Raw genomic sequence first — 21,337 nt, forward strand, 5'->3', positions numbered from 1 at the left:
CCTGCTGGTGAGGCGCCCCGAGCAGCCCCCACGCCCACCGCAGTGATCCACTTCTCCCCCTCGCGGATGCAAGCGAGGCGCCGTATCCGTCCCTCCGGGTGGCAGAACCTGCCAAGATTGGGGAACTGCACGGTTTCGAGGTGCGTCGGATCAGTCGCCGACGTTGCCGTCCGGTGCGGACGGCCGAGCTAGGAGGAGGGGGAACGGTGTCCGGGTTCGGGGCGAACGCGGGTGAGTTCACATCCGCTGCGGGCAGCATCAGGGGAGCCGCGGATCCGATCCGCGACGAGCACAGCAAGAAGATCGGCGACATGGGGATGGGGCAAGCCGACTTCGGCGAGGCGCACACCGGCAACTTCGGGCCGTACCAGGAAGCGATGAACAAGATCGGCAAGTGCGTGGCCAGCTTGGCCGACGCGATGGACGACTTCGCCGCGAAGCTGGAGAAGACCGGCTCCGGCTACGAGTGGTCCGACGCCGACGCCGCGGAGACCGTGAAGTCCTCTGGGGGTAACTGATGGCTGACGAGAAGCCGCTGCCGAGTTGGGAAGAGGTCAAGAAGCTCCTGGACGACCCGGCTGTGCCGGACGATCAGAAGCGGAACTTGGCCCTCGCGTACGCGGCTGAGGATGACTTCGCGTTCTTGGGAGTCCGAGACGAAGTCGAACCGTACCTCGAGAAGTACGACGACGGCTATTGGCGGGTCAAAGGTGAATCGTGGTCCGTCGGTGACCGCGACCAGAACCTGCGGGACAGATTCGACGAGGCGAAGAAGTCGGCCGACGCCGCGGCGGAGGCGCGAAGGAAGCAGGACGAGGCCGTCGAGAACGGCAAGGGCACGCTGGAGGACAGCAAGCGCAAGGCTGAGAACGGTGACCACGGTGGCGCGGGCGCGAAGAGCGCCGACGAGCTGCTCGACGCGGGCAAGCCGGGGATGAAGTTCTTCGACACCTGGATCCCGCTCTACGAGAAGATCGAGGGCTACTACGAGAACCGGGACAAGGTTCCGTCGCTCGACGAGGTCAAGAAGCGCTACAACGAGCAGCGCGGGCTGAACTTCGACAAGTTCGCCAAGAACATCGAGGACCTCAACGCGGCCGAGAAGGGCATGCGGGACTCGGTGCAGACCATGTCCGACAAGCTGAGCAGCTTGTGGAAGAGCTGGACGGGCGCCGCGTCGCAGGCTTCCCAGGACTTCTACTCGAGCAAGTTCCACCCGACCGCGCAGGAGCGGGTCATCACCACCGTCAGCGACGCGGCATCGATGACGCAGGACACCGTCAAGGCGGTCGCCGAGATGATCCGCGGCAAGGCCGAGGCGGTGCTGGGCTACAACGAGCAGGTCTACGAGATCGCCGGCAAGGCGAAGTCGGAGTGGGAGATCACCGTCCAGGTCGGCAACGGCACCGACGACGACATGGTGCTCAAGCAGGCGTGCTCGATCTGGGACGTGCCGATCGAGGAGGACTGCGGCGACCTCACCGACGAGGTGAAGGACCAGATCGAGAAGAAGTGCCGCGAGGTCACCCGCTCCGCGTTCTGCGACAAGGGCGTGGAGGCCGTGTGCGAGGCGTTCACCAAGCTCTGCGACGACACCAAGGAGAAGATCGACGAAGCCTGGAAGAAGCTGAACGAGGAACTGGGCAAGGCCGAGGAGAACCCGTTCAAGAACCCGGGCGGCAAGGACGACGGTGACAAGCCCGGCGGCGAGCAGCCCCGTGGTCAGCAGGACGGTGGGAACGGCACCGGTGGAGGTGGCGGCACGCCCGGCGGGGGTGGCGGCACGCCCGGCGGGGGTGGCGGCATCCCCAAGCCGCCGGAGGCGCCGGAGATGCCGGACGTCCCCGAGGCCCCGGAACCGCCGGAGATGCCCACGCCTGGTGAAGGCGGCGCCGGTGCTGGCGAGCGCGAGAAGGTCACCCTCGGCGAGGGCGAGAACGCGGTGAGCGTCGGGGCGCCCGGTCCGGACGGCAAGACCACGGTCGAGCTGGTGGGCCCCGACGGGCAGCCGAAGACGTACGAGGTCGACTTCGGCGGCCAGGGCGGCCTTGGCCAGCCGGTGCCGGGACAGCCGGGTGTGCCGGGGCAGCCGATCCCGGGGGCGCCGGGCGGCGCCCAGACGATGCCCGCGCCCGGTGAGATGCCGCCGGGCATGGGATCGCCGGGACAGGGCGGTCAGGGCCCCATCCCGGTGCAGCCCGGCGAGGACGGCAAGGCCGTGATCCGCGAAGGCGACCGCACCATCACCCTGGAGCGCACGCCGACCGGCGAGATCAAGGTCAGCGTGGACAACGGCGGTGGGCAGCCGCCGTTGAACCAGACGATCGACTTCGGCAACGAGCAGCCGAACCCGCCGTTCGGCGGGCCGGAGGTCGTGCAGCCCGCCGGGTTCGGCGAGCCGGTGCGACCCGAACCGGTGGTCCCGGAAGCGGCCGTGGGTACGCCGCCCCCTGTGGGCACCGAGATGCCCCCACCCGACATGAGCTCCCCGCTGCCGCCGCCGGACGCCGGTGCCGGCTCCGCCATGCCCACCTTCGACGGCGGCCCGGCCGTCGCCGATGGCGTGACCACGATGCCCGCCGCGGGCGGTCCCGCACCGGCGATGGTCGATCCGAACGCGCCCGCCGCCACCACGCCGCAGGCGGCAGGCCTGTCGAGCTTCACCCCGGTGGGCGAAGGTGTGCAGAACTCGTTCGGCAGCGCATCCGGGCAGTTGTTCGACAGCGGGTCCGGTCAGCCCGGGGCCCAGACCGGCTCCACCGGCCTGTCGTCGTTCGGCGCCTCCAACCCGCCGTCCGACGGGGCGCAGCCGCAGGGTGCCACCGGTTTGTCGTCCTTCGGCGGTGAACCGGGGCACGGCCAGCCGAGTGGTCAGCAAGGCACCCAGAACCCCAACGCCGCCGCGGGCGGTGGCGGCATGATGGGTGGCGGCATGATGGGCGCGATGGGTGGCGCGCACGGCGCTCAGCAGGGCGGCGACCAGGAGCGCACCAACGCCAGTCCGTGGCGCACCCAGGGGCAGCTGTTCGACGACGGTGTCGAGGCGTCCAACGTGCGGTTCCAGTCCGTGCTCGGTCAGGACCGGGATCGGTGATGTGGGGGAGAACTGGTGACGGAGAGGTGGACTGGTGACCGCCCTCAGTGACAAAGCCAAGGCGTTCCGAAATTCGATCGAAGGCTTGGCCAGGGAGCACGCGGCCAGGACGAGCTCGCTCGAGCAGTCCTGGCGCGACTCCGCCAAGGAAGGCCAGCAGAGCGCCAAGGAGGCGTCGGAGAAGGCGCAGAAGCTCGTGCAGCGGGTGCGGGAGCGCGCCGCGCACCTGCGGAGCCTCGACACCAAGAGGGGTGTGGAGGAGATCTCGGTCAACGAGGAACCCGAGACCGAGGACCCCGATCCCGAGGTCGAGCGCTTCTCGCAGCAGCTGTACGCGCAGCAGAAGCGCGCGGAGGAGACCGCGGCGACCACGGCGCAGGCCGCGCAGCCGGCGCAGCCCGAGCGGAGCGCGGTGCCGCGACCTCCGGAGCCGGAGCAGAGCAGCGGTTGGAACGTCCAAGCTGGACGGTTCGGTCGGCGGAACGAGTCGGCGCCTCCGCCGCCCGCGGCTCCGAAACCGCCATCGGCGCCCGGACCGGCACCGCGTCGCCAGCAGCCCGACTTCGACGATGACGACGACTTCGAGAACCAGAGCTGGCTGAGGTGAGCCGGGCGAAGGCGGGGCAGGTGCGCACCTGCCCCGCCTTCGTCATGTTCGATCCGGTCGTCTCACTGGTAGTACTGCACCGGCTGCGCGGGGGCGGCGGTGGCCTTCGGCTTCAACGCCTTCCGGATGAACGGGAGGAAGACCAGCACGGTCATGATCGCCACCGGGACCAGCGTGGCGATCGCCGACCAGGAGTAGAACGCCTCCGCGGTGGTGTCGCCGCGCGCCGGCTCGAGGTGCTGGAACTTGTAGAGGACCCGCTCGACGTAGTAGCCGACGAAGAGGGCTGTGGCGCCGACGAACAGCCACGGAGCGATCCAGTGCCGGAGGACCAGGGTCACCCCGCCCGCGGCGAGCGCCGCGCCACCGGTCACGCAGAGGACCACCACGATCACGCTCGTGGTGGTGACGAAATCGATGATGATCACCAGTGACACGATGATCGCGATCGCACCGAGGATGATCGCGAAGACCGGTGACGGGCCCGTCGCCGGAGCGGGCGGCGGGTAGGGCTGGCCCGGGTAGGGCTGCGGGTACCCCTGCTGCGGGTTTCCGGGCTGTTGCGGGTATGCCTGCTGCGGGTACCCAGGAGGTTGCTGCGGGTACCCCTGCTGCGGGTACCCGGGAGGAGGTCCGGGCTGCTGCGGTTGTCCGTAGGGTGGCTGCGGTGAGGTCATGGATGCCGATTGTGGCTCACCGCGCTAAGTAGGTGGGCTTGATCCCGACCCGCGTCACCCCTGCCGACGAGTGCGGCAGCTGAGGGCCCGGAGCTGGTGCTCCCCCCCCGGGATCACGTCGTCAGCGCAATCCGCGCTTGAGAGCGGGCAGCGACCCGAGGACCAGCGGGGCGATGCCCACGAGCGCGACGAGGACGAAGATCATCTTGATCTCGTCGACGATGTTCCCGAAGCTGATCTGCTCCGGGTACACGGTCATCAGCGAGACGGCGCCACCTGCCCAGTCGAGGACCAGGGCCAGCACGGCCGCACCGCCGCCGATCACGGTGAACAACGCGCCCTTCTGCCTCGTCCGGAACAGCAGGACGGAGCCGAGCACGAGGAACACGCCCCCGGCGACCAGGCTGAGGACAGCGAGCACGTAGAGGATCTGCCCGGGAACGGACAGCTCGAACTCGTACTCGCCCGTCCAGTACTTGGACAGCGACATCAGGCGCAGCACCCCGATGGTGCACAGGAACAGAGCGATCGCGATGTTCACGATCGACGTCGTGATGAGCAGGCCGCGGGGCGCGGTGGGCGCGGGTCCCTGCCCTGGTGGGGGCGCGAAGCCGGGCTGCTGCGGGTGAACCGGCTGCTGCGGGTACTGCTGCGGGTACTGCTGTTGTGGGTAGCCGGGCTGGTGCGGGTAGCCGGGCTGGTGTGGGTAGCCGGGAGGCTGCCCGGGCGGTGGCCCGTGGGGTGGCTGTGGTGAGGTCATGTTCGGGATTGTGGCAGCCGGGCCTCGGCTCGGGTCGGTTTCCGGCTCACGTCACCCGCAGCGCCCGCTGCTCCGGCAACCGGAGTGTCTGCCGCACCGGACCTCCCTCCGCCGAATCCCCCGAGCCCGGTGAGGTTGTTCGTTACCCTCGCCGGGTGCACCCTCAGCAGCCGGGGCAGTGGGGGCCTCCGCCAGGTGGTCAGCACCCGCAGCAGCAGCCCCCGTACCAGCAGCCGCCGCAGAACGGGCGCGGGAAGCGCATCGGCCTGGTCGCGGGCCTCGGCTTCGCGGTCCTGGTCCTGGTCGGTGCCGGTGGTTTCCTCGCGCTGGAGTACGTGGACTACTCCAAGCCCGCCGGGGAGCCGCCGACGAACGCCGCGCTGCCCCCGCAGTGCGACCTGGTGGGGAAGCCGACCCTGCAGCGCCTGCACGTGACCAACCCCGACCCGACGATCGCGAGCGAGGACGCGGAGTCCGGCCTGGCCAGCTGCGGGTGGGGGCCGACGGCGGGGCGCGACGGCATCGACGAGCGGACCCTGCGGGTCGACGTCCGCAGCGTGCCGGCGAGCGGCGACGTGACGGAGACGTTCGAGACCCTCCGGGACAGCGCCCCCGACGACGTCGCGGAGCTGCCCGGCCTCGGCGAGGAGGCGTTCCTGACCTCCGGCGGCGAGGGCAAGTCCGAGGTGAGCTTCCGCCAGGGCCGGACGATCGTGACCGTCGGCTACAGCGGCCGGGACAAGGGCTTCATGGGCGACAGCGTCGACATGTCCGAGGCGGAGGCGGTGCAGGCCGTGCGGGCAGTCGCGCAGGAGATCGCCGCCAAGCTCTGAGCCCGCCGTCACCGCCGCCCGACGACGGACGGGATGCGTACCATCCGCTGGTGCGACACCATCCGGGGCAGTGGGGGCAGCCGCACCAGCAGGTGCCCACCGAGCAGCAGTACCAGCAGTGGCAGCAGGTCCCGAAGAAGAGCCGGGCCGGGTGCGTCACGCTCGTCGTGATCGGCGTCGTCGTGCTGCTGGGCGCCGGGATCGTGGCCGGTGGCTACTTCTCCTGGCGGCACAGCGTCATCACCACGCCCGCCGGACAGGAACCCTCCGGGAAGGCCGTGATCGCGCCGTGCGACCTGGTCAGCGAGGACACCCTCCGGCGGCTGCGCACCACCAACTTCGTCGACGGTCACGAGTCGGAGGACACCGGTGCGGCCGGCTGCAGGTGGCGGCCGACGAAGGGCCAGGACGGCAACGACGAGCGCTACCTGGACATCACCGTGACCCGGTCGGTGGCCGACGATCCCGAGGAGGCGGTGGCGGAAGCCGAGGAGGCCTACGAGAGCCACCGGCAGACCGACGGCGCCGGCGCGGTGCGGGTGGTCGAGGTGGCCGGCCCGTGGGACGAGGCGTTCCTGGCCACCGGGACCGAGGCCAAGCAAGCCCTGCTGGTCTTCCGCAAGGGCACCACGACGGTGTCGGTCGGCTACGACGGCTACGACAAGACCTACTGGATCGAGGACGAGCGCATGCCGGTCGCCGAAGCGGCGTGGGGAGCGAAGGTGGTCGCCGAGGAGTTCGCCGCAGGGCTCTGAGCGGGGCCGCCACCCGCCAGCGGTCCTGCGGCACCGGCGCGGCCGGTCAGGCCGCGGTGATGACGCCCCGGCTGTGCTCCCGGTCGATGTGGGCGCCCCCGACGTCGGAGGTCAGCAGGGCGTCGCCGCGGCGGTCCCCGGCCAGCGTGCTCAGGAAGTAGGCGGTGAGCAGGGCCTTGGTCGCCCGCTGCGTCGCGTGCTGGGGCTTGCCGTGCAGGACCAGCTGGGTCCAGTGCTTGCCCTCGGTGAAGCCGAGGTGGCTGGCCCGGCGCAGGGTGCGCAGCTGCACCGCCCCGGCCCAGTCCCGGGCGATCGGCACGGCGTTGGACACCGGCGGCGCCAGCAGGTCCTCGCCCGCCGCGAGGTGCAACCCCGGCACGCGGACGTGCGCCGCGGCCTCGAACGCCGACGGGCGCGTCTCCGCCGCCGCCAGCGTGGCCACCGACCGGATCCGCTCGTCGGCGGCGGCCGCCAGCACCGCGCACCCGCCGCCCATGGCGTGCCCGGCGACACCCAGCCGCTTCTCGTCCACGCTGATCTCGCCCTCGCCGAGCCGCACCCCCACGCAGACGTCCAGCGCGGTGCGCAGGTCGCTGGCGAACAGCCGGTGCGAGGCGAACGCGCCGAGCTGGGTGGCCGGCGCGGCCACCACGATGCCCCACGAGGCGAGGTGCCGGAGCAGGCCCAGGTAGCGGCGCGGCGGTTGCAGCCAGCCGTGCCCGAACGCGACCGCGGGCAGTCCCAGCCCGCGGCGCGGGGTGCAGACGATGCCCGGCAGCCCGACGACCGACAGGTCGCCGTGCAGCACCTCGTGCGGTCCGCGGCGGGACAGCTCTTCGAACGCGGTCTTCGCGGAAGGGGCCTTCTTGGCAGTGCGCGCCATGGTCAGCAACGGTAGCGGACTCGCGCGTGCGCGCGCGGTGTCCGCCGGACGGGGGTGTCCCACGACCGTCCGAACAGGTTCAGACCATGTGGAGTAGCTACGCTGGTTCGGGTGTGCGGCATCGTTGGTTACGTAGGACATCGCCAGGCGCTTGACGTGGTGCTCAACGGCCTCCGGCGGCTCGAGTACCGGGGTTACGACTCGGCGGGCGTGGCACTGCTCGACGGCGCGGGCAGCCTCGCCGTGGAACGCGCCGCGGGCGCGCTGTCGAACCTGGAGAAGCGGCTCGCCGAGGTCGAGGACGACCGCTTCGCCGGGAACAGCGGCATGGGTCACACCCGGTGGGCCACGCACGGCGCGCCGACCGACCGCAACGCCCACCCGCACCGCGACGCCTCCGGGCAGGTCGCCGTGGTGCACAACGGCATCATCGAGAACTTCGCCGTGCTGCGCGCCGAGCTCGAGGCCGCGGGCGTGGAGATGACCAGCGACACCGACACCGAGACCGCGGCACACCTGGTCGCCGCCGCCTACGCCGACGGGCCCACCGCCGGTGACCTCAGCGCCAGCGTGTGCGCCGTCGCCCGTCGCTTGGAGGGCGCGTTCACGCTGGTCGTGACGCACGCCGCCGAGCCGGACAAGGTCGTGGCCGCGCGCCGCTCGTCGCCGCTGGTGGTCGGCGTCGGCGAGGGCGAGCACTTCATCGCCTCGGACGTCGCGGCGTTCATCGAGCACACCCGGGACGCGGTGGAGCTCGGCCAGGACCAGGTGGTCACCATCACCCGCGACGGCTACCGGGTGACCGACTTCAACGACGTCGAGGTCGAGACCAAGCCGTTCCGCGTGGACTGGGACCTGTCGGCCGCGGAGAAGGGCGGCCACGACTACTTCATGCTCAAGGAGATCGAGGAGCAGCCCGAGGCGCTGGAGAACACGCTGCGCGGGCACTTCTCGGACGGCCGCATCGTGCTCGACGAGCTCCGGCTCACCGAGCAGGACCTGCGGGACGTGGACAAGGTGTTCGTGGTGGCCTGCGGCACCGCCTACCACGCCGGGCTGGTCGCCAAGTACGCCATCGAGCACTGGTGCCGGATCCCGGTCGAGGTCGAGCTGGCCAGCGAGTTCCGCTACCGCGACCCGGTGCTGGGCCGCGACACCCTGGTGGTGGCGATCTCCCAGTCCGGCGAGACCGCCGACACCCTGGAGGCGGTGCGGCACGCCCGCACCCAGCGGGCGCGCGTGCTGGCGATCTGCAACACCAACGGCGCGCAGATCCCGCGCGAGTCCGACGCGGTGCTCTACACCCACGCCGGGCCGGAGATCGGCGTCGCGGCCACCAAGACGTTCCTCGCCCAGATCGCGGCGAACTACCTGGTGGGGCTGGCCCTGGCGCAGGCGCGCGGCACGAAGTACGCCGACGAGGTGGCGCGCGAGCACGCCGAGCTGGCCGCGATGCCGGACGCGGTGCGCCAGGCGCTGACCACCGTCGACCAGGTGCGGCAGCTGGGGCAGGAGCTGGCCGACTCCAAGGCGGTGCTGTTCCTGGGGCGGCACGTCGGCTACCCGGTGGCGCTGGAGGGCGCGCTCAAGCTCAAGGAGCTCGCCTACATGCACGCCGAGGGCTTCGCCGCGGGCGAGCTCAAGCACGGCCCGATCGCGCTGATCGAGGAGGGCCTGCCGGTGGTCGTGGTGATGCCGTCGCCGACCGGCCGCGCCCTGCTGCACGCCAAGCTGGTGTCCAACATCCGCGAGATCCAGGCGCGCGGTGCGCGCACCATCGTGATCGCGGAGGAGGGCGACGAGGCGGTGCGGCCGTTCGCCGACGAGCTGATCACCGTACCGGCGGTGCCGACGCTGCTGCAGCCGCTGGTGTCCACGGTGCCGCTCCAGGTGCTGGCGGCGGAGATCGCTCGCGCCCGCGGCTACGACGTCGACAAGCCCCGCAACCTCGCCAAGTCCGTCACGGTGGAGTGACCCGCCCGATCGTGTGAAGCGTGAGGGGCGCCTCCCGCCAACGGGGTTGGTGGGAGGCGCCCCTCGCCTCGTCCTGGAGGCCCCTGGGCGCGGTGTGGTGCGGTGGCGCGGGGGTGCCGGGCAGACTGTGCGAGATCGTGCCGGTGGTGTCGAGGGAGGACGCGATGCACGGAGTGTGGACCCCGGACCAGATCCGCGCCGCTGAGCAGCAGCTCTTCGTCAGCACTCCGGAACCCGTGGTGATGCGCCGCGCCGCCTTCGCGGTCGCCGTGCACACCGCGCGCCTGCTCGACGAGTGCACCGGTGGCGTCGCCGGCCGACGGGTCGCGCTGCTGGTCGGCGCCGGGAACAACGGCGGCGACGCGCTGTGGGCGGGGGCCTTCCTGCGCCGTCGCGGGGTCGGGGTCACCGCCGTGCTGCTCGCCCCGGAGAAGGCGCACGCCGCGGGGCTCGCCGCGCTGCGCCGCGCCGGCGGTCGCGCGGTGCCCGCCGAGGGCGCCAGCCCGGACACCGCGGGGATCGGCGCCGACGCGGCGGACGCCGTGGAGCGGGCCGACGTCGTGGTCGACGGCATCGTCGGCCTGTCCGCGCGCGGCTCGCTGCGGCCGACCGCGGCCGAGCTGGTGCGGCGGGTGGAGGTGCCGGTGGTGGCGGTCGACCTGCCCAGCGGCGTCGACCCGGTGACCGGCGCCGTCGAGGGACCCGCGGTGTCGGCGGACCTGACCGTGACCTTCGGCGGTCGCAAGCCCTGCCACGTGCTGGGCGAGGGCGCGGTGCGCTCGGGCGAGGTCGAGGTGGTCGACATCGGCCTCGACGACCACCTGCCGAGCCCCGAGCTGCACGTGCTGGAGGCCGCCGAGATCGGCGCGGGCTGGCCGGTGCCGGGCCCGGCCGACGACAAGTACAGCCAGGGCGTGGTCGGCGTGGCCGCCGGTTCGGCCAGCTACCCGGGCGCTGCGGTGCTGGCCAGCGGGGCCGCGGTGCAGGCGACCTCGGGCATGGTCCGCTACGCCGGTCCGGCCGCGGACGTGGTGCGGTCCCACTGGCCGGAGGTGGTGGCCACCGGCTCGGTCGGGGACGCCGGCCGGGTGCAGGCGTGGGCGGTCGGGCCGGGCATCGGCACCGGGGCCAGCGGGCGGGACGTGCTGCGGCACGTGCTGGAGTCCGGGCGACCGGTGTGCGCCGACGCCGACTCGATCACGCTGCTCGCCGACGACCCGGCGCTCTGGGACGCGCGGGACCCGGACGCGCCGCTGGTCCTGACGCCGCACGCCGGCGAGTTCGCGCGGCTGGCCGGGGAGGGACTGGGCCCGGACCGGGTCACGGCGGCGCGGGAGGTCGCCCAGCGCTGCGACGCGGTGGTGCTGCTCAAGGGCAACACCACGGTCGTCGCCGCACCGGACGGCCGGGTGCTGGTCAACGACTCGCGGCACGCGTGGCCGGCCACCGCGGGCTCCGGCGACGTCCTGACGGGGCTGATCGGCGCGCTGCTGGCCAGCGGGGTCGACCCGTGGCTGGCCTGCGGGTACGCCGCGCACGTGCACGCGCGGGCGGCGGACCTCGCGGCGCACGGCGGGACCGTCGAGCGGAGCGAGGTGGGGGCGCCGATCGGGGCGTCGGCCCTGCTCGCGGCGGTCCCGGTGGCGATCCGCCAGGTCCGCGCCGCGGCCCTGGACTGACGCGTGCCGTGGCGGGCGCCACGGGGCGTCGTCCCAGGTGGTACGCCGATCGGGGTGGTGGGGTTGTGTGCGACGATGGCCGGGCCATGAGTGACCAGCCCGTGCAGCGCGCCGACCTGCGCATCGACGTCGGCGCGATCCGCGACAACGTGAGGGTGCTCTCGGCGCGTGCCCGCGAGTCGGGCGCTCGCACGATGGCCATCGTCAAGTCAGACGGCTACGGCCACGGCGCCGTGACCGTGGCGCGCGCCGCGCTGGAGTCCGGTGCCGACTGCCTCGGCGTCGCCTCCCTCGACGAGGCGCTGCAGCTGCGCGCGGCCGGGATCACCGCGCCGGTGTTCTGCTGGCTCCACACCGTGGACGACGACTTCGGGCCCGCGATCGCCGAGGACGTCGAGCTGTCCGCCTCGTCGCTGGCCGGGCTGCAGCGGATCGAGGCGGCGGCCGCGGCGCAGGGCCGCGTCGCGCGCGTGCACCTCAAGATCGACACCGGGCTGTGCCGCAGCGGCTGCCCCGCCGACCTCTGGCCCGCGCTGGTGGAGGCCGCGGCGAAGGCGGAGGCGAACGGCCACGTCGAGGTCGTGGCCGTGTGGTCGCACCTGGCGTGCGCCGACGAGCTCGGCCACCCCTCCATCGACGCGCAGGCCGAGGAGCTCCAGCGCGCGCACCAGCAGGCGCGCGCGGCGGGCCTGGACCCGATCCGGCACCTGGCCAACTCGGCGGCCGTGCTCACCCGCCCCGACCTGCACTTCGAGCTGGTCCGGCCGGGCATCGCCGTCTACGGGCTGGACCCGGTGCCGCAGGACGGCGACCACGGCCTGCGCCCCGCCATGACGTTCCGCTCCTCGGTGGTGCTGACCAAGCGCGTCCCGGCGGGGTCGAGCGTCTCCTACGGGCACACCTGGACCGCACAGCGGCCGACGACGCTGGCGCTGGTGCCGGTCGGCTACGCCGACGGCGTGCCGCGCACCCTCTCCGGCCGGATGTCGGTGTGGCTGGCGGGCGCGCGGCGGCCGGTGGTCGGCCGGGTCTGCATGGACCAGCTGGTGGTGGACTGCGGCGACGACGCGGTCCACGAGGGCGACGAGGTGCTGCTGTTCGGGCCGGGCGACCGCGGTGAGCCGACGGCCGCCGAGTGGGCCGACGAGCTCGGCACCATCCACTACGAGATCGTCACCGGCATGTACCGGCCGCGCGTGACGCGGACCGTGGTGGACGACCGGGAGCCGGCATGAGCGCTCGCCGGGGGCCGGCGTGAAACCGCTCTGGCAGGCGCTGGCCTGGACGAGCGGTGTGCTCGGCGCCGCGATCACCGGCGCCGCGGTCGGGGCCGTCGCGCGCACCCGGGTGACCGCGCAGCGCGACGCCGACGACCTCCCCGAGGAACCGCTGGGCCGGCTCCGCCCGGACCGCCAGTCCACCGTGGCCGCCGACGACGGGGTCCCGCTGGTGGTGCAGGAGGTCGACCCGGCCGGCGGCGGGGAGCCGGAGCTGACCGTCGTGCTGGTGCACGGGTTCGCGCTCGACTCCCGCTGCTGGCACTTCCAGCGCCGTGACCTGCCGGGGTGCACCGACCCGCGGGTCCGGGTGGTGCTCTACGACCAGCGCAGCCACGGCCGCTCCGGGCACTCGTCCAAGCGCGGCAGCACCATCGAGCAGCTCGGCCGCGACCTGGACGCGGTGCTGCGCGCGGTGGCGCCGGAGGGGCCGGTCGCGCTGGTGGGGCACTCGATGGGGGGCATGACGATCATGGCCCTGGCCGAGCAGCGGCCGGAGCTGTTCCGGGACCGGGTGCGGGCGGTGGCGCTGATCGGGACCGCGGCCCACTCGGTGGCCGCGGCCGGGCTGCCCCGCGCCTGGCTGTCGCGGGTCAACCCGGTGCCGCGCGGGCTGGCGCTGCTGTCCAGCCTCCAGCCCGACCTGGTGGAGCGCACCCGGCGCGTGGGCGACGGCATCACCTGGCGGCTGATCCGCTCGTTGTCGTTCGGGGACCGCGCCATCTCGCCCGCCGTGGTGGACCTGATGGCGGAGATGATCGGGGCGACCACCGTCGAGGTGGTGACCGACTTCCTGGAGACGATCAGCCTGCACGACCGCAAGACCGCGCTCGCGGCGCTGCGGACCTGCGAGGTGCTGGTGCTCAGCGGCGACGCCGACCGGGTCACCCCGTTCTCGCCGCACGCCGAGGCGCTGGCCGCCGAGCTGCCGGACGCGACGCTGGTGCGGGTCGAGGGCGCCGGGCACCCGGTCATGCTGGAGCGGCCGGAGTTGGTCACCGAGCAGTTGACCGCGCTGCTGCGCAGGGCGGTCGGGAGGTGAGTGGGGAGTGAGTGCTGCGCTGCGGACCGCGGAGCTGCCGCAGGAGGCGGACACGCTCGAGTTCGGCCGCCGGCTGGGCGCGGCGTTGCGGGCCGGCGACCTGGTGCTGCTGGACGGCCCGCTCGGCGCGGGCAAGACCGTGCTCACGCGGGGCATCGCGGCGGGCATGGGCGTGACCGGCCGGGTCACCTCGCCGACGTTCGTGATCGCGCGGGTGCACCGGCCGGAGTCCGGGGACGGACCGGCGCTGGTGCACGTCGACGCCTACCGGCTGGGTGGGCTGGAGGAGATCGACGACCTGGACCTGGACACCGACCTCACCGATGCTGCGGTGGTGGTCGAGTGGGGCGAGGGCGTGGCGGAGCGGCTCGCCGACAGCTACCTGCTGGTGCGGCTGCGGCGCCGCGCCGACGACGTCCGGGAGGTGACCTGGGAACCGCACGGCGAGTCCTGGGAGGCACGGGCGAACGGGTTGCTGGAGAGGTGAACGAGCTGCTGGCCGGGATCCCCGGTCCTCTCGCGCTGATCACCGCGATGGTGGTGCTGTTCGCCGAGTCCGGCTTCGTGGTCGGGCTCTTCCTGCCCGGCACGGGCACGGTCCTGGCGCTGGGCCTGCTGGCGGGCAGCGGCGTCGTCCAGGTCTGGCTGGCCGCGGTGTGCGCCTCGGCCGCGACCGCCCTGGGCTGCCAGCACAGCTTCCACCGGGGCCGCCGCGGTGGCCTGGTCCGCCGCGAGCTGGTGAAGCGGGTGGGCGAGGAGCGGCTCACCCGCGTCGAGTCGTCGCTGGAGGGGCGTGCCGAGGTGACCGTCGCGGTGTCGCAGTGCTTCGCCGCGGTGCGCACCCTGGTGCCCCGGCTGGCCGCGCGGACCGGGATGACCCGCCTGCGCTTCACCCTCTGCAACCTCCCGGTCGCCATCGCCTGGGCGACGACCCTGGTGCTGCTCGGCGCGCTGTCCGGCGACGCCTACGAGCTGGTGGAGACCGTCGCGGGCCTGGCGGGACTGCCCGTCCTCGCCGTCGCCGCGGCGATCGCCCTCGCGGTCTGGTGGGTCCGCCGCCGGGCGCGGGCGACGGCGCCCGACGGCGACGAGGTGTCCAGCCGGGGGTAGCGGCTCACCCGAGGCGGGTGGCGGTGCCGGTGACGCGGACTCGGTCGTGGTCCGGGGCCACCTCGACGTCGAGGACGCTGGGGCGGCCCATGTCGTCGCCCTGGTGGATGCGGAAGGTCGTCGGCGGGGTGACCAGGCCGAGGTGCTTGAGGTAGCCGCCGAACGCCGCCGCGGCCGCGCCGGTCGCCGGGTCCTCCACCACGCCGCCCGGCGGGAACGGGTCGCGGGCGTGGAACAGCGCGGGCGTCTCGCGCCAGACCAGCTGCAGCGTCGTCCAGTCCTGTGTGGACATCAGCGCGGCGAGGCGGTCGAAGTCGTAGGAGAGCGCGGCCAGCCTGTCCCTCGTGGACACCGCGAGCACGAGGTGGTCGTTGCCGGCGAAGGCCACGCGGGGCGGCAGGGCCGGGTCGAGGTCGTCGGTGGTCCAGCCGAGCGCCGCCAGCGCCTCGTCGAGGGCGGCGGGCGCCACCTCGCGGACCGAGGTGGGAACGCTGGTGAGCGTGGCGGTGTGCCGACCGGAGCCGTCGACCTGGGTGTCCACCGGTACCGGCCCGGCCGGCGTGTGCAGGTCGAACCGCCCGGTGCCGTCGCGCTCGGCGAGCGCGACCGCGGTGGCGATGGTCGCGTGCCCGCAGAAGGCGACCTCGGCCTTCGGGCTGAAGTACCGGACGTCGTGCTCGCGCTCGCCGCGCGGGACCACGAACGCGGTTTCGGAGTACCCGACCTCGGCGGCGATGCGCAGCATGTCGGCGTCGGTCAGTCCCGTCGCGTCGAGCACCACGCCCGCCGGGTTGCCGCCCCGCGGATCGCTGCTGAAGGCCACCAGCCGCTGGACCTCGGCCATGTCGTGCATGCCACCTCGAACGCCCGTGGGCGTCCTGTTGTTCCCGCGTGCTTCGGCGGCGTTCCTGGTCGTTCGAAGGGGGTTCGGTGTTCGCGGTCCGGCCCCGTCGATCGCCCTCCCCGCGGCGAGGTCGTGGACGACGGGGGAGCGGGGCCGTTCGGCTGAATGCTTCGGGTGGTGATCCTCCACCGTTCGGCGTGATACCGGTGGGGCCGCAGTCGATACCTCCGTCCGTTCCGCACGCTCCCGGACCTGGATAGCGTGAGTTTCGCGAGTCCTTCACGGAACCTGGGGGTGCGTCTTGTCTGGTTTCCAAGCTCAACTGGACAGCTTGTTCAGCGCGAGCGGATCGGTGAGCGCAGCGGCGGCGTCGGCGGCGGAGGCGTTGCGCGTGCTGGGGGACGCGGAGATCACCGCGGCTCCGCCCGTTCCCATCCCGTTCGGCGATGCGGCGTTGCCGGCGACCAGCGCTTTCGGGGCCCACCTCGGCTTCGACGCCATCGCCTGGGCCTACGCGCAGCACATGGCCGCGGTGCAGGGGTACCTGGTCGAGCTGCGGGAGAGCACGTACGCCACCGCCGAAGCGCTCAAGGCGGTCGCGGACCTCTACCGGCGGGCCGACGAAGCCGCCGCGGGACGCTGAGGGGAGGGCCGATGAGCGATCGAGCGGCATTGCTGGACGGCATCGACGACGATCTGGTCCCCGCTGCGGAACGGGTGCTGGACGGCTGTGACCTCATGGCCGAGGAACTGAGGGGACGTTTTTCCATGGCTCTTGACTGTTTCCTGGTGATGGATTCCAGAGACCGCCTCATGGGAGTGTTCCGCCGGTTCTCCGGGCACGATGTGGCCGGGATGGTGGAGCTGATCGCCACGCTGCACCGCGCGCTCGCCGGGTTCGCCGAGGCGGAGAACGAGGACCCCGCGCCGCAGGCCGATCTGGTGCAGGCCCGCGACGTCGTCGAAGGCACGTGGAGCGGTGCCGGAGCCTACGCCGCGAGCAACACCTTGCTGGAACTCCAGGGCAGTTTCCAGACCGCCGCCCACGCCATGTGCCGGCTGCTCGGCGCTGCGCTCGCGGCACGTGAAGCGATCGTCATGGGGCGGGATGACCTCAAGAAGCTCGCGGAGTCGTTCCACACGGCGGCGGAGGAGTTCCGCGTTGGCGAGGGCGGCAGCGACGGTCCGAACATGTTCGTCGTGCTGGGGACGTTGTTCGTTGGCGCGGCGGTCGGGATGGTCACCGCGGGGCTGGGGACGGGCCTGGCCGCCGGTGCCGTGATCGGTGCTTTGGAGGTCACCAGCGGCGCGGCCGGCTCGATCCTCGCCGCGGAGATCACCCCAGCTCCGAGCAACGCCCCGGCCGGCAACTCAGCGGGGGAGATCATCGACTCCTTCCTCGCGGAAGCCGACCGGATCTCCGCGTCCGTGGTCGCCGCCGCCGAAGGCGTCGCGGAGAAGCTGCGTGGCGCCACGGCCGAGCTGGAGCACCGCCGCGCGGACATCCCGCCACCTCCGGACGTCAGCCCCGGGCCCGTGTTCGACCCGAGCGACTTCTGGGCCAGCGAGGTGTCCGACGACCTGGCCGACCTGGTGCGGGACCTGGAGACCGACGTGGAGGTCTCCGAGCCTGACGGGATGGGGAACGGCGGCAGCGAGATCAGCGCCCGGTTGGCCGGTGAGGAGCCGGCTGCCTCCTGACCTCGCGCGAGGACCGGGTCAGGCCGTGGTGGTGCTGAGCTCGGCGGAGAGGTCCTTCGCCAGGCGCTGCATGAGGGGGATGACCTCGTCGGTCGAGATCCGGGCCATCCGCGCCTCCGGCCCGCTGATCGAGATCGCCGCGCCCGCCGGCGCCCCCGGCACCGCCACGGCGTAGCAGCGGACGCCGACCTCCTGCTCGCCGTCGTCGAGCGCGTAGCCCTGCTCGCGGATGCGGGCCAGCTCCTCCTGCATCGCCTCGATCGAGGTGATGGTGCGCTCGGTCTGCGGGTGCATCGTCGTGCGGGACAGCAGCTGGGTGACGGCGTCCGGCGGCAGGGTGGCCATCACGGCCTTGCCGACCGCCGTGGCGTGCGCGTCGACGCGGCGCCCGACCTCGGTGAACATCCGCATCGAGTGCTGCGAGGGCACCTGCGCGACGTAGACGATCTGCTCACCGTCGAGCACCGCCATGTTGGAGGTCTCGCCGGTGGCCTCGGTGAGCTCGGCCAGGTAGGGGCGGGCCCACGAGCCGAGCGCCCGGCTCGCGGTCTCGCCGAGGCGGATCAGCCGGGGGCCGAGCGCGTAGCGGCGGGAGGGCTGCTGCCGGGCGTAGCCGTTGCTGACCAGGGTGCGGATGATGCGGTGGATCGTCGGCAGCGGCAGGCCGGACTTCTCCGCCAGCTCGGACAGGGCGACCTCGCCGCCGGCGTCGGCCATGAGTTCCAGCAGCTCGAAGGTGCGCTCGACCGACTGCACCCCTCCGCCTTGGCTTGCCCGCTGCGGGCCAGTCGTCATCGCGAAAACTCCCTCTCCGCCCTTCGGCCTGGGCTGGAGTCTAGTCCGTGGTGGGTGCCCCAGCTCATGTTGCTTCGAACGCTATATGGAAACTAACATCCACGATGCAGAAAACATGACGGATGTACCGCTAGCGGGAACGGCCGCCGCGCCAGCCTCAGGTGCGCGACAGCCCGCCACGCGGCAAGGTGAGCCATCAGCCACCGTCTGGAACCCGGCAGCAGGAAGAGGTGGACCCCGCATGTCCGAGAAGGCAGCAGGCGTGCAGGTGCTCGGCGGTCCCGTCGAGCGCGGTGACGAGATCCTCACCGAGGAGGCGCTCGCGTTCGTGGCCGGCCTGCAGCGCGCCTTCGGCGCCCGGCGTGACGAGCTGCTCGAACGCCGCAAGCAGCGCCGCGCGGAAGCCGCCGCCAAGGGGCGGCTGGACTTCCTCGAGGAGACCAAGCACATCCGCGAGGGCGACTGGAAGGTGGCCGAGCCGCCGGCCGACATCGCCGACCGCCGCGTGGAGATCACCGGCCCGACCGACCGCAAGATGGCGATCAACGCGCTGAACTCCGGCGCCAAGGTCTGGCTGGCCGACCTCGAGGACGCCAACACCCCGCACTGGCACAACGTGGTCTCCGGCCAGGTCAACCTCTACGACCTGGTCCGCAAGCAGATCGAGCTGACCACCCCGAAGAAGACCTACAAGCTGCGTGACGACATCCAGCACGCCGTGCCGCTGGTGCGCCCGCGCGGCTGGCACTTCGACGAGAAGCACATCCTGGTCGACGGCAAGCCGGTGGTCGCCGCCTTCGTCGACTTCGGCCTGCACTTCTTCCACAACGCCAAGGAGCTGATCAGCCGCGGCAGCGGGCCGTACTTCTACCTGCCGAAGATGGAGAGCCACCTCGAGGCCCGGCTCTGGAACGACGTCTTCACCCACGCGCAGAAGGAGCTCGGCATCCCGCACGGCACGATCCGCGCCACCGTGCTGATCGAGACCTTCCCGGCCGCGTTCGAGATGGAGGAGATCCTCTACGAGCTGCGCGACCACTCCGCGGGGCTCAACGCGGGTCGCTGGGACTACCTGTTCAGCGTCATCAAGACCTTCCGCGACTCCGACAAGTACATCCTGCCGGACCGCAACTCGGTGACCATGACCGCGCCGTTCATGCGCGCCTACACCGAGCTGCTGGTGCGCACCTGCCACAAGCGCGGTGCGTTCGCCATCGGCGGCATGGCCGCGTTCATCCCGACCAAAGACCCGGCCACCAACGAGAAGGCGATGGCCAAGGTCCACGAGGACAAGAAGCGCGAGGCCGGCGACGGCTTCGACGGCTCCTGGGTCGCCCACCCCGGCCTGGTGCCGATCTGCTTCGAGGAGTTCGACGCGGTGCTGGGCGACAAGCCCAACCAGATCGACCGCACCCGCGACGACGTCCAGGTGACCGCCGACCAGCTGCTCGCGGTCTCCGAGACCCCCGGTGAGAAGACCATCGAGGGCCTGCGCGGCGCCGTCGACGTGGGTGTCCGCTACATCGTGTCCTGGCTGGGCGGCAACGGTGCGGCGGCGATCCACAACCTGATGGAGGACGCCGCGACCGCGGAGATCTCCCGGTCGCAGATCTGGCAGTGGCTGCACAACGACGTGGTGCTGGCCAGCGGCGAGCGGGTCACCGCCGACCTCGTGCGCGAGGTGCTGGCCGACACCGAGAAGCAGCTGCGGGCCGAGGAGGGCTTCCCGGTCGAGCACCTGAGCCGGGCGGTCGAGCTGTTCGAGCAGGTCGCGGTGGCCGACGAGTTCGTCGACTTCCTGACGCTGCCGGCCTACGAGCAGATCGACTGATCGCACTGCGGCGACGGGCCGCGCGCCCGAGCGGGACCCCGGTGGGAGCCGGCGAGACGGCTCCCACCGGGGTGGTCGTGCAACGTCAACGGGAATCGCGCACGTGAACCGCGCGCACGGCGCGCGGCTCCGTGGCCGTGGCTGAGCAGAGCAGCCGGGAACCCCGCCCGGTTGCCGGAACTGGAGGGAGCGCACGTGGCCAGGACTTCGCTGGACCCCGCCGAGGTCACCCGCCGGCTCGCCCGGCTCTCCGCCGTGGACGAGCACATCGCCGCCACCTACCCCGGTGCGCGACCGGTGCGGCAGCCGGTGCACACCTGCTACGTGCCGGCGAACGACGTCGACGCCGGCACGGTGCGGACGTGGGGACGCGAGGCGCTGGCCGCGCTCGACCGCGACGCCCCGAAGCCCGAGGACCTCGCCGAGGTCCTCGGCCTGGACGCCGACATCGCCCGCGCCGTGCACCCGCGGGTGCGGGCGAAGCTGCAGGACTCCCCGGTCGAGGACCTGCGCATCGACTTCGAGGACGGCTACGGCCGCCCGGGCGACGAGGCCGAGGACGCCGACGCCGAGCGCACCGCCGGGGTGGTCGCCGGCTGGCTGCGCGAGGGCACCGCACCGGCGCACGTCGGGCTGCGGGTGAAGTCCTTCGACACCCCGGAGCTGCGCGCCCGGTCGGTGCGCACCCTCGACGTCTTCCTCACCGCGCTGCTGCGCGAGCACGGCGGCCTGCCCGACGGGTTCCTGCTGACCTTCCCGAAGGTCGTCGACGTCGCGCAGGTCGAGGTGTTCGTGGAGCTGCTGGGGCTGCTCGAGCAGCAGCTGGGCCTGCCGGAGCAGGCGCTGGGCTTCGAGATCCAGGTGGAGACCACCCAGTCCATCGTGGACTCCGAGGGACGCCTGGCGCTGCCGCGCTTCCTGCGCGCCGGCGCCGGCCGGGTCACCGGGCTGCACTTCGGCACCTACGACTACACCGCCAGCTGCGGGCTGACCGCCGCGCACCAGCACCTCGCGCACCGCGCCTGCGACTTCGCGCGGCACGTGATGCAGGTGTCCGCGGCCGGCACCGGGGTGTTCCTCTCCGACGGGTCGACGAACGTGCTGCCGGTCGGCGACCAGGTCCATCACGGCTGGCGCACCCACCACGACCTCGTCCGGCGCTCCCTGGAGCACGGCTTCTACCAGGGCTGGGACCTGCACCCGGCGCAGCTGGTGACCCGCTACACCGCGGTGTTCGCCGCCTTCCGCGAGTCCGCTCCGGCGGAGGCGGCCCGGCTCAGGGCCTACACCTCGGCCGGCGGCGGCGCGGTCCTCGACGAGCCCGCCACGGCCCGTGCGCTGGCCGCCTCCTTCGTCCGCGCCCTCGACAACGGCGGCACCGACGCGGCCGAGGTGGCGGAGATGACCGGTCTGAGCGAGGCGGAGGTCCGTCGGCTCGGGCGGCTGTGATCCCCTCGACAACGGCCGGGCGCGTG

At 72.7% G+C, this 21,337-nt stretch carries 20 protein-coding genes; 15 read left to right on the top strand and 5 right to left on the bottom strand.

Annotation, left to right across the window (positions count from 1 at the left end):
• Positions 1-206 precede the first annotated feature (206 nt).
• The 3 genes from HNR68_RS06065 to HNR68_RS06075 all read left to right on the top strand — a co-directional run bounded on the left by HNR68_RS06065 (position 207) and on the right by HNR68_RS06075 (position 3,701).
• The gene (locus HNR68_RS06065; RefSeq protein ID WP_179718474.1) at positions 207-518 is read left to right on the top strand and encodes a hypothetical protein; all 312 of its coding nucleotides are present in this window, start codon (positions 207-209) and stop codon (positions 516-518) included.
• Positions 518-3,094 (top strand): hypothetical protein, encoded by a 2,577-nt coding sequence (locus HNR68_RS06070; RefSeq protein ID WP_179718476.1) that lies wholly within the window; start codon positions 518-520, stop codon positions 3,092-3,094. Before HNR68_RS06065 ends, HNR68_RS06070 begins: the two co-directional genes overlap by 1 nt.
• An 85-nt stretch (positions 3,095-3,179) precedes the next feature.
• Positions 3,180-3,701 (top strand): hypothetical protein, encoded by a 522-nt coding sequence (locus HNR68_RS06075; RefSeq protein WP_179718478.1) that lies wholly within the window; start codon positions 3,180-3,182, stop codon positions 3,699-3,701.
• Positions 3,702-3,763: 62 nt separating this feature from the next.
• Here the strand turns inward: HNR68_RS06075 and HNR68_RS06080 are convergent, their stop codons facing one another.
• Both HNR68_RS06080 and HNR68_RS06085 read right to left on the bottom strand, forming a co-directional pair.
• A complete protein-coding gene (locus HNR68_RS06080) occupies positions 3,764-4,378 on the bottom strand; it encodes a hypothetical protein (RefSeq protein ID WP_179718479.1) in 615 nt (204 codons plus the stop codon).
• Between the two features lie 121 nt (positions 4,379-4,499).
• The gene (locus HNR68_RS06085; protein ID WP_179718481.1) at positions 4,500-5,138 is read right to left on the bottom strand and encodes a hypothetical protein; all 639 of its coding nucleotides are present in this window, start codon (positions 5,136-5,138) and stop codon (positions 4,500-4,502) included.
• A 155-nt stretch (positions 5,139-5,293) separates the two neighbouring features.
• On the opposite strand from HNR68_RS06085, the gene HNR68_RS06090 reads away from it, so the two are divergent.
• Together HNR68_RS06090 and HNR68_RS06095 are read left to right on the top strand one after the other, a co-directional pair.
• A complete protein-coding gene (locus HNR68_RS06090; RefSeq protein WP_179718483.1) occupies positions 5,294-5,971 on the top strand; it encodes a hypothetical protein in 678 nt (225 codons plus the stop codon).
• A gap of 50 nt (positions 5,972-6,021) precedes the next feature.
• The gene (locus tag HNR68_RS06095; protein ID WP_179718485.1) at positions 6,022-6,726 is read left to right on the top strand and encodes a hypothetical protein; all 705 of its coding nucleotides are present in this window, start codon (positions 6,022-6,024) and stop codon (positions 6,724-6,726) included.
• A 46-nt stretch (positions 6,727-6,772) separates the two neighbouring features.
• Here HNR68_RS06095 and HNR68_RS06100 read toward each other — a convergent pair whose 3' ends face one another.
• Entirely contained in the window at positions 6,773-7,609 is an 837-nt protein-coding gene (locus HNR68_RS06100) for a dienelactone hydrolase family protein (protein ID WP_179718487.1), read from the bottom strand.
• Positions 7,610-7,720: 111 nt separating this feature from the next.
• On the opposite strand from HNR68_RS06100, the gene glmS reads away from it, so the two are divergent.
• The 6 genes from glmS (at position 7,721) to HNR68_RS06130 (ending at position 14,691) form a co-directional block, all read left to right on the top strand.
• On the top strand, positions 7,721-9,583 hold the full coding sequence (gene glmS, locus HNR68_RS06105; protein WP_179718489.1) for a glutamine--fructose-6-phosphate transaminase (isomerizing): 1,863 nt from the start codon (positions 7,721-7,723) through the stop codon (positions 9,581-9,583).
• Between the two features lie 164 nt (positions 9,584-9,747).
• Positions 9,748-11,262, top strand: coding sequence for an NAD(P)H-hydrate dehydratase (locus HNR68_RS06110; protein WP_179718491.1), 1,515 nt, complete (start codon positions 9,748-9,750; stop codon positions 11,260-11,262).
• 86 nt (positions 11,263-11,348) lie between these two features.
• Complete coding sequence (gene alr / locus HNR68_RS06115; RefSeq protein WP_179718493.1) at positions 11,349-12,497, top strand: alanine racemase; 1,149 nt, start codon at positions 11,349-11,351, stop codon at positions 12,495-12,497.
• 19 nt (positions 12,498-12,516) lie between these two features.
• Positions 12,517-13,581 (top strand): alpha/beta fold hydrolase, encoded by a 1,065-nt coding sequence (locus HNR68_RS06120; protein ID WP_179718495.1) that lies wholly within the window; start codon positions 12,517-12,519, stop codon positions 13,579-13,581.
• Positions 13,582-13,588: 7 nt separating this feature from the next.
• Complete coding sequence (gene tsaE, locus HNR68_RS06125; RefSeq protein ID WP_343049963.1) at positions 13,589-14,068, top strand: tRNA (adenosine(37)-N6)-threonylcarbamoyltransferase complex ATPase subunit type 1 TsaE; 480 nt, start codon at positions 13,589-13,591, stop codon at positions 14,066-14,068.
• Positions 14,065-14,691, top strand: a complete 627-nt coding sequence (locus tag HNR68_RS06130) for a VTT domain-containing protein (protein WP_179718497.1) — start codon at positions 14,065-14,067, stop codon at positions 14,689-14,691. Before tsaE ends, HNR68_RS06130 begins: the two co-directional genes overlap by 4 nt.
• 4 nt (positions 14,692-14,695) lie before the next feature.
• On the opposite strand, the gene HNR68_RS06135 is transcribed toward HNR68_RS06130, so the two are convergent.
• Positions 14,696-15,535, bottom strand: coding sequence for a PhzF family phenazine biosynthesis protein (locus HNR68_RS06135; protein ID WP_179724697.1), 840 nt, complete (start codon positions 15,533-15,535; stop codon positions 14,696-14,698).
• Positions 15,536-15,887: 352 nt separating this feature from the next.
• On the opposite strand from HNR68_RS06135, the gene HNR68_RS06140 reads away from it, so the two are divergent.
• Together HNR68_RS06140 and HNR68_RS06145 are read left to right on the top strand one after the other, a co-directional pair.
• Positions 15,888-16,178 carry a hypothetical protein gene (locus HNR68_RS06140; protein ID WP_179718499.1) on the top strand — a complete coding sequence of 97 codons (291 nt, stop codon included), beginning with the start codon at positions 15,888-15,890 and terminating at the stop codon, positions 16,176-16,178.
• 11 nt (positions 16,179-16,189) lie between these two features.
• Positions 16,190-17,236 (top strand): hypothetical protein, encoded by a 1,047-nt coding sequence (locus HNR68_RS06145; RefSeq protein WP_179718501.1) that lies wholly within the window; start codon positions 16,190-16,192, stop codon positions 17,234-17,236.
• Between the two features lie 18 nt (positions 17,237-17,254).
• On the opposite strand, the gene HNR68_RS06150 is transcribed toward HNR68_RS06145, so the two are convergent.
• Positions 17,255-18,031, bottom strand: coding sequence for an IclR family transcriptional regulator (locus HNR68_RS06150; protein ID WP_179718503.1), 777 nt, complete (start codon positions 18,029-18,031; stop codon positions 17,255-17,257).
• Between the two features lie 241 nt (positions 18,032-18,272).
• On the opposite strand from HNR68_RS06150, the gene aceB reads away from it, so the two are divergent.
• Together aceB and HNR68_RS06160 are read left to right on the top strand one after the other, a co-directional pair.
• On the top strand, positions 18,273-19,862 hold the full coding sequence (gene aceB / locus HNR68_RS06155; RefSeq protein WP_179718505.1) for a malate synthase A: 1,590 nt from the start codon (positions 18,273-18,275) through the stop codon (positions 19,860-19,862).
• A gap of 195 nt (positions 19,863-20,057) precedes the next feature.
• The gene (locus tag HNR68_RS06160) at positions 20,058-21,311 is read left to right on the top strand and encodes a DUF6986 family protein (protein WP_179718508.1); all 1,254 of its coding nucleotides are present in this window, start codon (positions 20,058-20,060) and stop codon (positions 21,309-21,311) included.
• The last annotated feature ends 26 nt before the right edge of the window (positions 21,312-21,337 follow it).

Source organism: Saccharopolyspora hordei (assembly GCF_013410345.1).
GTDB classification, from domain to species: Bacteria; Actinomycetota; Actinomycetes; order Mycobacteriales; family Pseudonocardiaceae; genus Saccharopolyspora; species Saccharopolyspora hordei.

Coding starts and splice junctions, on each gene's coding strand:
- HNR68_RS06070 (WP_179718476.1), top strand. CDS start 518: ATGGCTGACGAGAAGCCGCTGCCGAGTTGGGAAGAGGTCAAGAAGCTC.
- HNR68_RS06080 (WP_179718479.1), bottom strand. CDS start 4,378: ATGACCTCACCGCAGCCACCCTACGGACAACCGCAGCAGCCCGGACCT.
- HNR68_RS06085 (WP_179718481.1), bottom strand. CDS start 5,138: ATGACCTCACCACAGCCACCCCACGGGCCACCGCCCGGGCAGCCTCCC.
- HNR68_RS06100 (WP_179718487.1), bottom strand. CDS start 7,609: ATGGCGCGCACTGCCAAGAAGGCCCCTTCCGCGAAGACCGCGTTCGAA.
- HNR68_RS06110 (WP_179718491.1), top strand. CDS start 9,748: ATGCACGGAGTGTGGACCCCGGACCAGATCCGCGCCGCTGAGCAGCAG.
- alr (WP_179718493.1), top strand. CDS start 11,349: ATGAGTGACCAGCCCGTGCAGCGCGCCGACCTGCGCATCGACGTCGGC.
- HNR68_RS06135 (WP_179724697.1), bottom strand. CDS start 15,535: ATGGCCGAGGTCCAGCGGCTGGTGGCCTTCAGCAGCGATCCGCGGGGC.
- HNR68_RS06145 (WP_179718501.1), top strand. CDS start 16,190: ATGAGCGATCGAGCGGCATTGCTGGACGGCATCGACGACGATCTGGTC.
- HNR68_RS06150 (WP_179718503.1), bottom strand. CDS start 18,031: ATGACGACTGGCCCGCAGCGGGCAAGCCAAGGCGGAGGGGTGCAGTCG.
- aceB (WP_179718505.1), top strand. CDS start 18,273: ATGTCCGAGAAGGCAGCAGGCGTGCAGGTGCTCGGCGGTCCCGTCGAG.